Source organism: Flagellimonas marina (genome assembly GCF_042651185.1).
Lineage (GTDB): Bacteria > Bacteroidota > Bacteroidia > Flavobacteriales > Flavobacteriaceae > Flagellimonas > Flagellimonas marina.
The window spans coordinates 1181804-1194624 of sequence record NZ_JBHSCL010000004.1 but is presented as its reverse complement, the minus strand read 5'-3'; the positions used below and the strand labels follow the sequence as shown (position 1 = coordinate 1194624).

Here is a 12821-nt window from a genome sequence, read left to right as displayed (position 1 = left end):
GCAATCGATTGCGTAATCTAGTCATAATCACAAAAAAATAAAGAATATTGGGATTGGTTCTAATCTTTAACCAGTTTTAAGCTCAGACTTGTATATTGCTCCTTAGTAGTATCCGCATCAATTTCATACGTATAATTTCCAATTTTGAGTGCTTCCTCCCCAACATAATCAATGGGTTGAAGTGTATACGTTTTACCTTCTATTTCCAATTGCACAAAAGCATAGCGATAGGCCTTTTGAAATGTTTTATAGTCCGTTTGTTCACCAGAAGCAATATTTTCAAAGCTCACCCTTCCAGTAGAAGTATCAACAACAATGTTTTCAAAATTGAATTCGCTCACATTGGATAACCTTATGCTCACTTCGTCAGCTTGGTTGTCATTTGAACAGCCTATCATAAGAATGATACAAAATAGGGTCAGGATAGTTCTCATATGCTAATGGTTTACTGTATGATGCAATTTTTTCATTTGGTTGCCCCTTATTGTAGGGCTAGCTTCAACGAAAAACCGTTATTTTGTGCTACATCAAATAATCATATCATGAAATCACCCAACTGGCAGACCGCCATGGAATTTGAAGACATTACCTATAAAAAATGTGATGGTGTGGCTCGCATTGCCTTTAACCGCCCGGATGTGCGTAATGCTTTTCGACCCAAAACCACCAGTGAACTTTACAAAGCTTTCTACGATGCCCAAGAAGACACTTCCATTGGCGTGGTTTTACTTTCGGGCGAGGGGCCATCCGGCAAAGACGGTAAATGGGCCTTTTGTAGTGGAGGTGACCAAAAGGCGAGGGGGCATAAAGGCTACGTGGGCGATGACGGTTACCATCGTCTGAATATTTTAGAAGTGCAACGCCTTATTCGGTTTATGCCCAAGGTTGTTATTGCCGTGGTACCCGGTTGGGCCGTTGGGGGAGGACATAGCCTTCATGTGGTCTGCGATATGACCTTGGCCAGTAAAGAACATGCCATCTTTAAACAAACGGATGCGGATGTGACCAGTTTTGATGGAGGCTACGGTTCTGCCTACCTCGCCAAAATGGTGGGACAGAAAAAAGCACGTGAAATCTTTTTTCTAGGTCGAAATTACTCGGCCCAGGAAGCCTTTGAAATGGGCATGGTGAATGCTGTGGTTCCACATGAAGAGTTGGAAGACACAGCCTATCAGTGGGCACAAGAGGTATTGGCCAAGTCACCCACATCCATTAAAATGCTCAAGTTTGCCATGAACCTTACCGATGATGGAATGGTAGGGCAACAAGTTTTTGCTGGGGAAGCGACCCGTTTGGCCTACATGACCGACGAGGCCAAAGAAGGAAGAAACGCCTTTTTGGAAAAACGAAAACCTGACTTTGGTAAGGATAAATGGATTCCGTAATCCAATCGACAATTTACAGTGGACAATAAACAATGTAGAAGCTAACTGGTGAAATTCGTAGGATTCGCGGAGTTAGTGTCAAACTAAGATTAGATTACCAATGGTTGTAAACCAAAAAGAGCCTTGCCGTTAGGTCAAGACTCTTTTACGAGAACACTATATGAAAATGAAAAAATTACTTTCTTAATTAATTACATTGTAAATGTACCACCAGAGTACCCACAAATGAAATTATTGTTGTGAAATAGCCTATTGTTGTGGCGTTGGGAAATGTTTTTGTAAGTCACCCGACTTTTCAGAGGCTTTGTCGATAGAACAACACTGTGAAAATCAGGTTTATAGCTGTGATTTGATGATAAAATGGAAGTTTTTTACCAATTGATGGAAACTATTACCCCTTAATGGCATCTACCACGGCTCTTAACACGCGATTTGGGTCAAACTCTGGTTCCTCTGCCAATCCGGTCCGCACCACTACCAAATCCTTTGAGGGAATCACAAACACGTATTGCCCTTGATAACCATTGCAAGAAAATAGGTCTTTGGGTACATCGGGATATTTCCCTTCCGCATTCAACCAAAAGTGGGCACCATATTCCCCATTGGAATGCTGTGTAGGGGTGGTAATGTAATCCACCCATTCCGAATCAAAGATTTGTTCCCCATTCCAGATTCCTCGGTCTAAATACAGCTGCCCAAAACGCGCCCAATCCCGGGTGCTGGCCCACGAATATGAGGAACCCACGTAGTTTCCAGCTATATCAGCCTCCAAAACCATGGAATACATTCCAATTTTATCAATCAATGCCGAATATGGAAAGTCCAAATATTCTTGATGACTTCGAAATTGTTGCCGAAGAATCCCAGAAAGTAAATTGGAGGTTCCAGAAGAATAATTCCAAATTTCGGCAGGTTTGGCCACGGCTTTTTTCTCCTTTGGCCTTTGGGTCATGTCACTATCCAAAAAAAGCATTTTTGTTACATCAGACATGCCGCCGTAGTCTTCGTCCCATTCCAATCCACTTTGCATACGCAGTAAGTGGTTAAGGGTGATGTTTTTACGCCCATCATCTTTCCATTCTGCGATGGGAGCCGGCCAATCCATTTCCAATTTACCTTGATGTTCCAAAATTCCATAACACGTAGCCAGCGCGCTTTTAGTCATGGACCAACCTAAGATGGGGGTGTCCTTGGTAAAACCATCAACATATTTTTCGGCTATGAGGTGACCTTTATATAGAACCAAAAATGTTCTCGTTTTTTGGGTTTCAGGATTGGCGAATGCCACCGCCAAAGCTCGATTGATTTGATCCATGTCCACTTCGTCAAAAATGGAGTCCAGCGGAGCAGCTTGCCCATAGGGATATGGTATTGTGTCCATGGAAAAATTTCTTTGAGGACGAATGGTAAGCTTGCTGGGGTCATACTCATCATTGATAAGAACCGAGCCCAACCCATCACGGTATACCGCTGTTCGTTCCATAAGACCATACACGGTAGAAGATGCGGATTTTGACGCCTCGTTTACCTCGGTGGTTGCCAATTTTACCAAGGGGACATTGTTGTCATTCAGGTTCATGGAAGCTTCGGAACGGCCTGCCACATAGACACCCGAGGCCACATTTTTGGCCGCATAGCCAGAAATGATGTTCAATTTGGGATAATTCAAATAAACCACTACTCCAATTACAATCAATAGGAGAAGTAAAATGCGCTTAAGTAGTTTCATGGTGTTGGATTTGTCGTAACTTTCTGCTTCTAAATATAAACATAAAAGCTATGTCCAACATCGGATTGATCATAGAAGAACGGAGCAGGGATATTGGGGACTTTTTGGTAGGTAGACTTATCCCTTTTCGGAAGAAACGGATGATAGGCCCTTTCATTTTCATTGACCATATGGGACCTACGGAACTAGGACCAGCTCGGTATATGGATGTGAACCAGCATCCGCATTTGGGACTCTCCACCTTGACTTTTATGCTAGAAGGTGAGATTATGCACCAGGACAGCATGGGCACCCAACAGCGTATAAAACCAAGTTCTGTAAATTGGATGACGGCAGGAAAAGGTGTGACACATACTGAAAGAACTCCGAAGGATATGCGGAATGGAACACTTTTTACAGCCCATGGTTATCAAATTTGGGTCGCACTGCCGAAGGAGTTGGAAGATATGGAACCCCAATTTCATCATATAGATGGTGCTGATTTACCCAAATGGAAGGATGACTCTGCTGAGTTCAAATTAGTGGCCGGCAAAGGCTATGATAAAGAATCACCCGTTCCCGTGCATTCTGATTTGTTTATGGTAGAAATAAAAAACGAAGAAAGCTATTCCCTGAACGTGAATGGAAAACTCAAGGGTGAAATCGGGATTTGTATTGTGGAAGGTAGTATTGAAGCCTGCGGAGAGGTAGTGGAAAAAGGAAACATTCTCGTATCCAAAGTAGAAGACACTTGTAACATCCTGTTGCGGCCCAACACCAATCTCTTATTGTTTGGAGGCGAGCCTTTTCCAGAGGAACGTCACATTTATTGGAATTTTGTATCCTCTAGTAAACATAAAATTGAAGCAGCCAAAGAAGCATGGCGCAGCAAGACCTTTCCCATGATGGAAACTGATGATACCTATGTGCCCTTACCCGAGTAAATTGTAGAAATATGTATCTTTAGGAATCAACCATTCCTAACGCCTATTGAAGAAATTACTCCTTTGTGTTATTGTTTTGGCTTCCTGTACCCGACAAAAGCCGGTTAAAAAACCAACCCACGAGTGGATAGGGCACGAGGTTACTGCTTCGGCCTACAATTCGGTCTTTTGGCAAACGGACAGCATTAACCCTTCCGTGGCAGCTTGGGGCGACACCCTAAAACCGGGCATGAAGTGCATTGCGGTGTCCCGTGATCTCCTTAAAATGGGCCTTACACATAATACCATGGTGAAAATCGATACTTTTCCCGATACATTTTACGTAAAAGATAAAATGCACTACCGCTGGCGAAACCGAATCGACATTTATATGGGAGAGGATGTGAAAAAGGCACGGGAATGGGGCAAAAAGAAACTTATGATTTGCTACGCTGTTCCCCTTGACGAGTGATTGTGGTACAGTTCTTAATTTTGGACTACATTTGGGTATGGCTTTTCAGAAATCCCTTTGGAAAAAAATAGGTTCAGCAACAATTTGCGGTATTTTTCTCATTTCATGCAACGTTCAAAAAGAGATTGTGGACATCCCCATTATTTTTGATGAACAACGGATTGAACTCACCAAAGAATATTTGGCCCAACGCTACGGTTTGGAGCAGGATACCACCACCATTGTCCCCCAAATGATCGTACTGCACTGGACGGCCATTCCAAGTTTGAAAAGGTCTTTTACTGCTTTCAACAAGTCAACTTTACCCAATTGGCGACCCGATTTGGAAAATGTGAGCGGTTTAAATGTGTCTTCCCATTTTTTGGTAGACCGGGATGGCACCATTTACCGATTGATGCCTGAAACTGTAATGGCGCGTCATGTAATTGGGCTAAACCATTGCGCTATTGGGATAGAAAACGTAGGGGGTTCAGAAGGATTTCCCTTAACGAAAAAGCAATTGAGATCGAACATCTTTTTGGTGAAGTATCTTGCCTCAAAATACAATATTGACTACGTAATAGGGCATCATGAATATACCCAATTTGAAAATCATCCACTATGGCTTGAGGTTGATAATGGCTATCGCACCACAAAAACTGACCCTGGGATGGATTTCATGAAAAAAGTACGGAGTGCAACCAAAAAATTTAACTTTAAACCAGTTCCAACAAAATAGAACCATGTTCAAAAGACTACTCCCAATTGTAATAGGATTGCTGACATTCTCAGTAAACGCACAGGATGAGATTACCTCCAAACTATATGAGACCTATGAAAAATACAAGGAGCCTTCCTTGAGTGAACGTCGCATAAAGCATACTGATATACAGCCTTTGATCCAGCAATTCAATGCCAACCCAAAATTTGCAGTACAAAAAGTAGGGGAGTCCATCCAAGGGCGAGATTTGCACCTAATCAGCATAGGAGCAGGGGATGTCAACGTTTTTTTATGGTCCCAGATGCACGGCGACGAGCCTACTGCCACCATGGCCATCTTTGACATTCTTAATTTTTTGGATTCCCCGGATTTTATGAAAGAGAAAAACGAAATCCTTTCCCATGTAAAATTGCATTTTATGCCGATGGTCAACCCAGATGGTGCCGAGGTGTACCAGCGGAGAAATGCGTTGGGTATTGATATCAACCGTGATGCCTTGCGATTACAATCCCCTGAAGGTCGAATTTTAAAACGTGTCCGGGATAGTCTGGATGCCGATTTTGGTTTCAACCTGCATGACCAAAGCACTTATTACAATGCGGAACTGACGGACAAACCAGCCACTATTTCGTATTTGGCCACGGCTTTTAACTATGAAAAGGATATCAATGAGGTGCGTTCCAACGCCATGAAGGTCATTGTATATATGAACAGAATCATTCAAAATTATGCGCCAGGGCAGGTGGGAAGGTACAGCGATGATTTTGAACCCCGAGCCTTTGGTGATAACATTGCCAAATGGGGGACCAGTCTTATTTTAATTGAATCCGGAGGTTACGCCAATGATACCGAAAAACAGGAAATACGAAAACTCAACTATGTTTCCATTCTATCGGCCTTGCATACCATTGCCAATGGTAGTTATAAAAATATTCCAATCGATGATTATGAGAAAATACCCCATAACGATCGTAAGCTGTTCGACCTTAAAATTGAAAATGTGACCTACCAGCTTTTGGGCAACGATTATATTTTGGATTTGGGCATTTACAGAAATGAGGTTGACCTAAAGGGCCATAAAGATTTTTATTACAAGAGCACTATTGGCGATCAGGGCGATCTGTCCACATTTTATGGGTACGAGACCTTTGATGCCTCTGGGTACACCATAGTACCCCCAAAAATAGCCATAAAAGGGAATGGACAAACCAATAAAAACCTTTTAGAACAGGGAATTGCTTATGTAAAAACACAGCTCCCAAACTACGGAAGTTCCGTAGATGAGCCCATGCATAAAGTTCATTTGGATTTTAAATTAAACGGATTCAATCTGCAACCTGGGGTAAATCCCACTTTTTTTTTACAAAAAGAAGGAAAAATAACGCATGCCGTACTTAACGGGTTTTTGTTGGACCTATCCAAACCGCTTGAAGAGCAAAAGTTTGGTAACGCCTTAATTTATCGCTAGTAGCCGTAATGAAAAGTTATACTGGAACCATGAAGAATCAAAATGGTCAACATGGCCAGCAATGCACAAACAATTGAAGCAAAAAGGGAAAGTACCACGCTTTTAAATCCATTGGAGAATGGACCTATGGCACTGTTGTCGATAATTTCTTTTACTACATCCATCACATTTCATTTTAAGTTAAACTTTCCTTGGTCATTAGGATGTTCTTAGTTGTTGTCTGTATGCTATAAACAACTATCGGTCTAAAAACCCTACATTTTGGGGGCTTTCAAAAAGATTTCCTGTAATTTCTAACCCTTATTACATAATTATGAAAAAACTGATTTTAATTACAGTATCCCTTATGGCCATTCAATCCATGGGGGCGCAGGAAAATTCAATTGATTTGTTCAATGGCAAAAACCTCGATGGTTGGATCAACCATGGCGAGGAAAAGTGGTTCGTGGAGAACGGCGAACTTATTTGTGAAAGCGGTCCAAAGGCTGAATATGGTTATTTGTCCACCGAAGACCATTATGACGATTTTGAATTGACTTTGGAGTTTAAACAAGAGGCCGATGGCAATAGTGGTGTTTTTATCCGTTCCACCTTTGAAGGCACCAAAGTGAGCGGCTGGCAGGTTGAAGTTGCCCCTCCCGGAAAAGACACCGGAGGCATCTACGAATCGTATGGCCGTGGTTGGTTGATCAAACCGGATCCTGAAAAAGACAAAGCCCTTAAAATGGGGGAGTGGAATACCTTAAAAATAAGAGCTGAGGGTTCCAACATCACCTCTTGGCTCAACGGTACAGAAATGGTGCATCTGGAAGATGAAAAAATTGGTAAAGGTAAAGGGGCCATTGCCCTTCAGATTCATGATGGAGGTGGTATTCGGGTGAAATGGAGGAATATAAAGGTTAAACCTTTGAATACCAACTAAAAAATAGAAATAGAAGCTGTCTAAAAAGGAATGAAGTACGTCATTCTGAATTCCTGCCTGCCTACAGGCAAGGTATTTCAGAATCCCATCAAATTTATACACAAACCTGAGTGAGAACCTGAAACAAGTTCAGGTTGACGAAAAATCTACTTTTTAGACAGCCTCTTTATAAGATTCACGAGTTATATTTACATTTTAACCCAAACTTAATCAAGGGTAAGCCTTATTTTTTCAAGGGTGTCACCACAAAGCTTTTGTACTCAATAGGCCCATGGTCCCCTTGAATCATAAAAGGGCCAGGCTCACCTTCCTTGCTGTCCAAAGCACCTCCAGTAATTCCGGGGATGGTCGCATCGCAAATCACCGTTTTTCCGTTTAAAACAACCGTAACCCTACGTCCAACCAAGGTAATGTCATACGTTTGCCATTCACCGGCCGGTTTGGATGCATTTTCGTTGGGTTCCAAAAATCCGTATATGCCGCCCAAATAAATGTCCAAGGGTTCCAAACCTTCACTGTCCACAATCTGCACTTCATACCTTCCCCGAAGATAGATACCACTATTGCTTCCTTTGGGGTATCTGAACTCTACATGTAATTTAAAATCTTTGAACTTTTCATCCGTAATTAGGTTGGAACCAGATTCTGGGCTACTCAGAATACCATCTTTAACCACCCATTGGTTCTTTTCGCCATCAACATGCCATCCAGAAACATCCTTACCATTAAAAACCTCAATGGGTTTATCCCATTTTGGATTTTCGGTATATACCAAATCGGGAGCTTTTACTCCAGTCCAATTTGCAATAGAACCATCGGTATAGATCATGGTTCCGGTTAACTTACCACCAACAAGTTCGCCATGAAAAATCATGTCGCTTCCCTTGGGCTCCCATTGGTTGGGAATACTGAAGGTAAATTTGTTGTCACCGTAGGTTTCCACTTCGGCAATGGGGCGTGCGCTACCAAAGGCAAATACAAATCGACCTATCAGGGTTGCAGTACCCGAATGTCGGATTTCCAGCCACGAGGGAACGGTTCGGCCTTTAAATTCCATTTCCAAATCCCATCGCCCTTCCAAGGGACTAATGTGCTGGGCATACGACGTAAAAGTCGAACCCAAAATGCATGCAAAAAGAAAAAGGTGTAGCAGTTTTGTTTTGATAATCATAGTTTGTTGTTTAGTTGGCTTCCAAGATACGCAATCTTGTAAATGCACCCTTCAACAAACTATAGAAATCCTTTTATTCACACCCACCAGTAAAGCCATTGGCGTTGAACTTGGTCTGCACCGCACCTTGAAGGCTTCCATTGGTCAATTGAATCACCAAATTATTATCTCCACTGCCATCCCGTTTTGGAGTACAATACTCGAAAAGATAAAAGCTGTTGGCCTGTTCAGAAACTCGTTGCGAGATTTGGTTGAAAGTCGTTTCCAACTCTTCTTTGTTACCCGCAAATACACTGGCTGTTTTTCCAATTTCCATGAGAATGTCTGCATCGATTTCCGCTCCCAAACCAATGGTGAAGTAAGAGATGTTCCGACTTGCGTTTTCAACGGCACGCAACGCATTCTCTTCACTATACCGGGAAGCTTGGTCAGTACCGTCAGTAAACAATACAATGGATGCAGCCCCTATTACCGATTCTTGTTGACTTTCCCGTAATAAATCTTCAGCAATATCCGTGGACTTAATCACAGCTCCATATAAATCTGTGGAAGGGTCATTACTGATATCCGAAGTAATACCATCAATGGCTGCGGTCAATTCGGCGGCGGAAGATGAGGGTTCATTTAAAAGGTGCAGTTCATCCTCGCCATCAAACCAATAGATGGCCATTTTAAAGGATTCCGTTTCTGGCGTTGGGATAACATTATTCACAAAACTAGTTGAAGCCGATTTTAATTCTGCCAAGCTGCTTTGAAGCACACTGTTACTTAAATCCAAAACCAATACGGTATTGTTGTTGAAGACCTGAGAGTTCGGTGAAATCCGAGCTTGTGACTCCGAAGAGGAGATTACATTGAAACAATCATCATTTCTTCCTTGCTCATATATGGTGAATTGGTCTGCTCTCAATCCAGAAATAGGATTCCCTTGAACATCAGAAACCCTGAACAATATAGATACCTTTCCCGGTAGGGTGGTAAACTGGTCTTGAATGGAGAGGAACAGGTCATTATCATCAAAACCAAGGCAGTCATCTGGGTCTTTTCCTTGCCCCAACTCCCCGTCGTTAATATCAAAGTTGACATCATCATCAGCGTTTCCACAAGAGAAAATCAATACGGTAAGGGATAGCAAAAAGCAATAGCGAAAAGTGTTTTTCATTTTCATATCAAGTTAAGGTTCAACATGCAGAACGTACAATTTGTCTGAAAATTATCTTGTGTAAGCACAATAGATTTAAAGAAAAGTTAAAAAGAAAGTGCTGCTGTTAAAAAAAGAGCATTCCATCCATTTTTTGGTAACTTCAACAGCAATAGTATCAACAAACAATCAATTCAAAAAACTATGCCAACGTATCAAATCACTGTCAACGGCACGTCAAAATCAGTTGACGTTGCTGAGGACACCCCTGTTTTATGGGTGCTCAGAGATCATTTAGACCTTGTGGGCACCAAGTATGGATGTGGAATAGGCCAATGTGGTGCCTGTACCATCCACGTAGATGGCACTGCCATGAGAAGCTGTTCCCTAACCCTTTCACAAGTGGAAGGAAAATCAATCACCACTATTGAAGGACTATCCGAAGATGGCACCCATCCTGTTCAAGAAGCTTGGAAAGAAGTGGATGTTCCCCAATGTGGTTACTGCCAAGCGGGTCAGATTATGACCGCTTCTGCATTTTTGGCAAGCAATCCCAATCCCACAGAAGAGGATATTGAAAATGCCATGCACGGCAATATCTGCCGATGTGCGACCTATACCAGAATCCGTAAAGCGGTACAAATTGCTGCGGACAACATGGAATAATCCGCTTTTCATCCAAAAAACAACAACATGTCAACAAATACTATACATAATTCACTTAGTAGAAGGTCATTTCTTCGTAACTCTTCCCTTGCCGGAGGAGGTCTGCTGATTGGCTTTAACCTTTTCCAGGCGTGCAAACCCAAAGTCATTCAAGAACCTGCCATTGATTTGGCCAGTTTGGATTATAATGACTTTAATGCCTTCATCAAAATAGCCGATAACGGCGCGGTCACCATTTTCTCACCTAACCCCGAAGTGGGTCAGAACGTAAAAACCTCCATGCCCATGATCATAGCCGAAGAGCTGGATGTGGCCTGGAAGGATGTTTATGTTGAACAAGGTATTTTGGATGCCAATAATTATACTCGGCAGGTAGCTGGAGGAAGCCAGTCCATCCGATTTGGTTGGGATGCCCTCCGCCAAACAGGAGCTGCCGCCAAGCAAATGTTGGTGAGCGCTGCGGCAGCGCGTTGGGGTGTTGACCCATCCGAATGTACCGCTAGCGAAGGTGTCATCACCAATGCCGCCGGAGAAACATTGGGTTATGGTGATGTGGTAAAAGAAGCGGCCCAATTGGAAGTTCCTGAAGATGTGCCGCTCAAAAAACCTAGCGAGTACAAAATTATGGGCAAACCAACGCCCAATGTAGATATCGACAAAATCATCACCGGAAAGCCCTTGTATGGAATGGACTATAAAGCTGAGGGCATGGTGTATGCTTCTGTTTTGCGTCCTCCATTTGGACAAAAACTGGTTTCTTATGACGATTCTGAGGCTAGAGCCATGTCTGGTGTAGTGGATATTTTCACCATTGGGGATAAACTCAGGGCCTTTGCCGAAACCACACCAAGAATTACCAATATTATTAGTGATAGCGATAAGGTCGTTGTCCTTGCCAATTCAACTTGGGAAGCGATGAAGGCCAAAAATGCCATAAAAGCAGAGTGGGAAGAAGTCACCAAACCCGAAAGTACGGAAGAACACGATAAAATTTTGACAGACCTGTTGGATGGCAACAAGTTCGATACCCGAAGGTCAGACGGAAATATCACCAAAGCTTTTGCTGAAGCGGACCAAATTTTGGAACGCACCTACGAGTCGCCCTTTTTGCCACATAGTTGTATGGAGCCCATGAACTTTTTCGCTCATGTTACAGATGAAAAAGTACATTTGGTAGGACCTATTCAAACTCCCGAAGGAACAGCAGGATTTGTATCCGGACTTTTAGGTCGTGATGCAGAGGATATTCATTTGGAAATGACCCGAATTGGAGGTGGTTTTGGGAGAAGACTTTATGGTAACTTCGCCATTGAAGCGGCTGAAATCGCCGATAAGTCCAAAAAGCCCATAAAACTGGTTTATTCCCGCGAAGATGATATGGAAGATGGCATCTATAGAATGTCGATTAAATACCGTATCAAAGCTGGGGTGAAAGACGGAAAGGTTACTGCCTATCATTTAAAGGAAGCGGCAATCAATTCCAATATGTATGGATTGGTTCCCAATTTCTTCCCAGCTGGGGCCATTGAAAATTATCAGGTGGATACAGCTTCATACCAGAGTAATATTACCACTGGGGCCTGGCGCGCACCTTACACCAATTTCTTGGCCTCTGCCGAACAAAGTTTCTTTGATGAATTGGCGGAATTAATGGAAGTTGATAAGATTCAACTGCGTTTAGACCTCTTGGACAATGTAAAGCCCGAAGAGGACGAAAGCATTCAATATTCTCCAGAACGGATGAAGGAAGTCATTCTAACAGCGGTTGAAAAATCAGGATGGGGCAAAAAACCAGACAATGTCTACCAAGGATTCGTGAATTATTATTGCCACAACAGCCACGTAGCAGAAGTGGCCGATGTGGAAATTGAAAACGGGGAGCCCGTCATCAAAAAGATTACCTGTGTGGTGGACTGTGGTATCGTTGTTAACCCTCTTGCGGCCAAAAATTTGGTTGAAGGAGGTGTGCTGGACGGCGTTGGCCACTCAATGTACAGTGAATTGACCTTCAAGGATGGCAAACCGACCGCTACTAATTTTGATAGCTATCGACTCCTACGGATGAAGGAAGCCCCTATTGTGGAAACATATTTTATCGATAATGGACTTTCACCAACCGGGTTGGGTGAACCCACACTGCCACCAGCTGGCGGTGCAGTTTCCAATGCAATGAAAGCCGCCACAGGCAATAGACTTTATGAACAACCATTTACCAAAACACCAGAACTTTTAAAAGTACCCGAAAAAGAAATAATAGGTTGATTA

Annotated in this window: 13 protein-coding genes; 8 read left to right on the top strand and 5 right to left on the bottom strand. The window is 42.7% G+C overall.

The features are described 5' to 3' along the window. Nucleotides 1-59 precede the first annotated feature (59 nt). Nucleotides 60-434, bottom strand: a complete 375-nt coding sequence (locus ACFOWS_RS08950) for a hypothetical protein (protein WP_379763669.1) — start codon at nt 432-434, stop codon at nt 60-62. Between the two features lie 108 nt (nt 435-542). On the opposite strand from ACFOWS_RS08950, the gene ACFOWS_RS08945 reads away from it, so the two are divergent. Further along, the gene (locus tag ACFOWS_RS08945; protein WP_379763667.1) at nt 543-1385 is read left to right on the top strand and encodes a 1,4-dihydroxy-2-naphthoyl-CoA synthase; all 843 of its coding nucleotides are present in this window, start codon (nt 543-545) and stop codon (nt 1383-1385) included. A gap of 391 nt (nt 1386-1776) precedes the next feature. Here the strand turns inward: ACFOWS_RS08945 and ACFOWS_RS08940 are convergent, their stop codons facing one another. Then, nucleotides 1777-3114 (bottom strand): serine hydrolase domain-containing protein, encoded by a 1338-nt coding sequence (locus ACFOWS_RS08940; RefSeq protein WP_379763664.1) that lies wholly within the window; start codon nt 3112-3114, stop codon nt 1777-1779. A 50-nt stretch (nt 3115-3164) separates the two neighbouring features. Between ACFOWS_RS08940 and ACFOWS_RS08935 the strand changes: the two genes are divergently transcribed. From ACFOWS_RS08935 to ACFOWS_RS08920, 4 genes are read left to right on the top strand one after another with little or no spacing between them, the layout of a single operon-like run. Next, nucleotides 3165-4037: a pirin family protein gene (locus tag ACFOWS_RS08935; RefSeq protein WP_379763662.1), complete on the top strand. Its 873-nt coding sequence runs from the start codon at nt 3165-3167 to the stop codon at nt 4035-4037. Between the two features lie 46 nt (nt 4038-4083). Continuing rightward, nucleotides 4084-4488, top strand: a complete 405-nt coding sequence (locus ACFOWS_RS08930; RefSeq protein WP_379763660.1) for a 3D domain-containing protein — start codon at nt 4084-4086, stop codon at nt 4486-4488. Between the two features lie 37 nt (nt 4489-4525). Then, a complete protein-coding gene (locus ACFOWS_RS08925) occupies nt 4526-5206 on the top strand; it encodes a peptidoglycan recognition protein family protein (RefSeq protein ID WP_379763658.1) in 681 nt (226 codons plus the stop codon). A 4-nt stretch (nt 5207-5210) separates the two neighbouring features. Beyond that, a complete protein-coding gene (locus ACFOWS_RS08920; protein ID WP_379763656.1) occupies nt 5211-6656 on the top strand; it encodes a M14 family zinc carboxypeptidase in 1446 nt (481 codons plus the stop codon). On the opposite strand, the gene ACFOWS_RS08915 is transcribed toward ACFOWS_RS08920, so the two are convergent. Further along, the gene (locus tag ACFOWS_RS08915; RefSeq protein ID WP_379763654.1) at nt 6653-6820 is read right to left on the bottom strand and encodes a hypothetical protein; all 168 of its coding nucleotides are present in this window, start codon (nt 6818-6820) and stop codon (nt 6653-6655) included. The two genes, ACFOWS_RS08920 and ACFOWS_RS08915, sit on opposite strands and share 4 nt — an antisense overlap. 149 nt (nt 6821-6969) lie before the next feature. On the opposite strand from ACFOWS_RS08915, the gene ACFOWS_RS08910 reads away from it, so the two are divergent. Continuing rightward, nucleotides 6970-7578, top strand: coding sequence for a 3-keto-disaccharide hydrolase (locus ACFOWS_RS08910; protein ID WP_379763652.1), 609 nt, complete (start codon nt 6970-6972; stop codon nt 7576-7578). Between the two features lie 223 nt (nt 7579-7801). On the opposite strand, the gene ACFOWS_RS08905 is transcribed toward ACFOWS_RS08910, so the two are convergent. Beyond that, nucleotides 7802-8749 carry a 3-keto-disaccharide hydrolase gene (locus tag ACFOWS_RS08905; RefSeq protein WP_379763650.1) on the bottom strand — a complete coding sequence of 316 codons (948 nt, stop codon included), beginning with the start codon at nt 8747-8749 and terminating at the stop codon, nt 7802-7804. A 73-nt stretch (nt 8750-8822) separates the two neighbouring features. Continuing rightward, complete coding sequence (locus ACFOWS_RS08900) at nt 8823-9911, bottom strand: vWA domain-containing protein (RefSeq protein ID WP_379763648.1); 1089 nt, start codon at nt 9909-9911, stop codon at nt 8823-8825. A 183-nt stretch (nt 9912-10094) separates the two neighbouring features. Between ACFOWS_RS08900 and ACFOWS_RS08895 the strand changes: the two genes are divergently transcribed. Then, nucleotides 10095-10556, top strand: a complete 462-nt coding sequence (locus ACFOWS_RS08895) for a (2Fe-2S)-binding protein (RefSeq protein ID WP_366589158.1) — start codon at nt 10095-10097, stop codon at nt 10554-10556. A gap of 27 nt (nt 10557-10583) precedes the next feature. After that, nucleotides 10584-12818 (top strand): xanthine dehydrogenase family protein molybdopterin-binding subunit, encoded by a 2235-nt coding sequence (locus tag ACFOWS_RS08890; RefSeq protein ID WP_379763645.1) that lies wholly within the window; start codon nt 10584-10586, stop codon nt 12816-12818. Nucleotides 12819-12821: the final 3 nt, after the last annotated feature.

Excerpts from the sequence above, each read along its gene's own strand:
- ACFOWS_RS08920 (WP_379763656.1), top strand. The coding sequence starts at position 5,211 with ATGTTCAAAAGACTACTCCCAATTGTAATAGGATTGCTGACATTCTCA.
- ACFOWS_RS08925 (WP_379763658.1), top strand. The coding sequence starts at position 4,526 with ATGGCTTTTCAGAAATCCCTTTGGAAAAAAATAGGTTCAGCAACAATT.
- ACFOWS_RS08890 (WP_379763645.1), top strand. The coding sequence starts at position 10,584 with ATGTCAACAAATACTATACATAATTCACTTAGTAGAAGGTCATTTCTT.
- ACFOWS_RS08945 (WP_379763667.1), top strand. The coding sequence starts at position 543 with ATGAAATCACCCAACTGGCAGACCGCCATGGAATTTGAAGACATTACC.
- ACFOWS_RS08950 (WP_379763669.1), bottom strand. The coding sequence starts at position 434 with ATGAGAACTATCCTGACCCTATTTTGTATCATTCTTATGATAGGCTGT.
- ACFOWS_RS08895 (WP_366589158.1), top strand. The coding sequence starts at position 10,095 with ATGCCAACGTATCAAATCACTGTCAACGGCACGTCAAAATCAGTTGAC.
- ACFOWS_RS08915 (WP_379763654.1), bottom strand. The coding sequence starts at position 6,820 with ATGGATGTAGTAAAAGAAATTATCGACAACAGTGCCATAGGTCCATTC.
- ACFOWS_RS08905 (WP_379763650.1), bottom strand. The coding sequence starts at position 8,749 with ATGATTATCAAAACAAAACTGCTACACCTTTTTCTTTTTGCATGCATT.
- ACFOWS_RS08935 (WP_379763662.1), top strand. The coding sequence starts at position 3,165 with ATGTCCAACATCGGATTGATCATAGAAGAACGGAGCAGGGATATTGGG.
- ACFOWS_RS08900 (WP_379763648.1), bottom strand. The coding sequence starts at position 9,911 with ATGAAAAACACTTTTCGCTATTGCTTTTTGCTATCCCTTACCGTATTG.
- ACFOWS_RS08910 (WP_379763652.1), top strand. The coding sequence starts at position 6,970 with ATGAAAAAACTGATTTTAATTACAGTATCCCTTATGGCCATTCAATCC.
- ACFOWS_RS08940 (WP_379763664.1), bottom strand. The coding sequence starts at position 3,114 with ATGAAACTACTTAAGCGCATTTTACTTCTCCTATTGATTGTAATTGGA.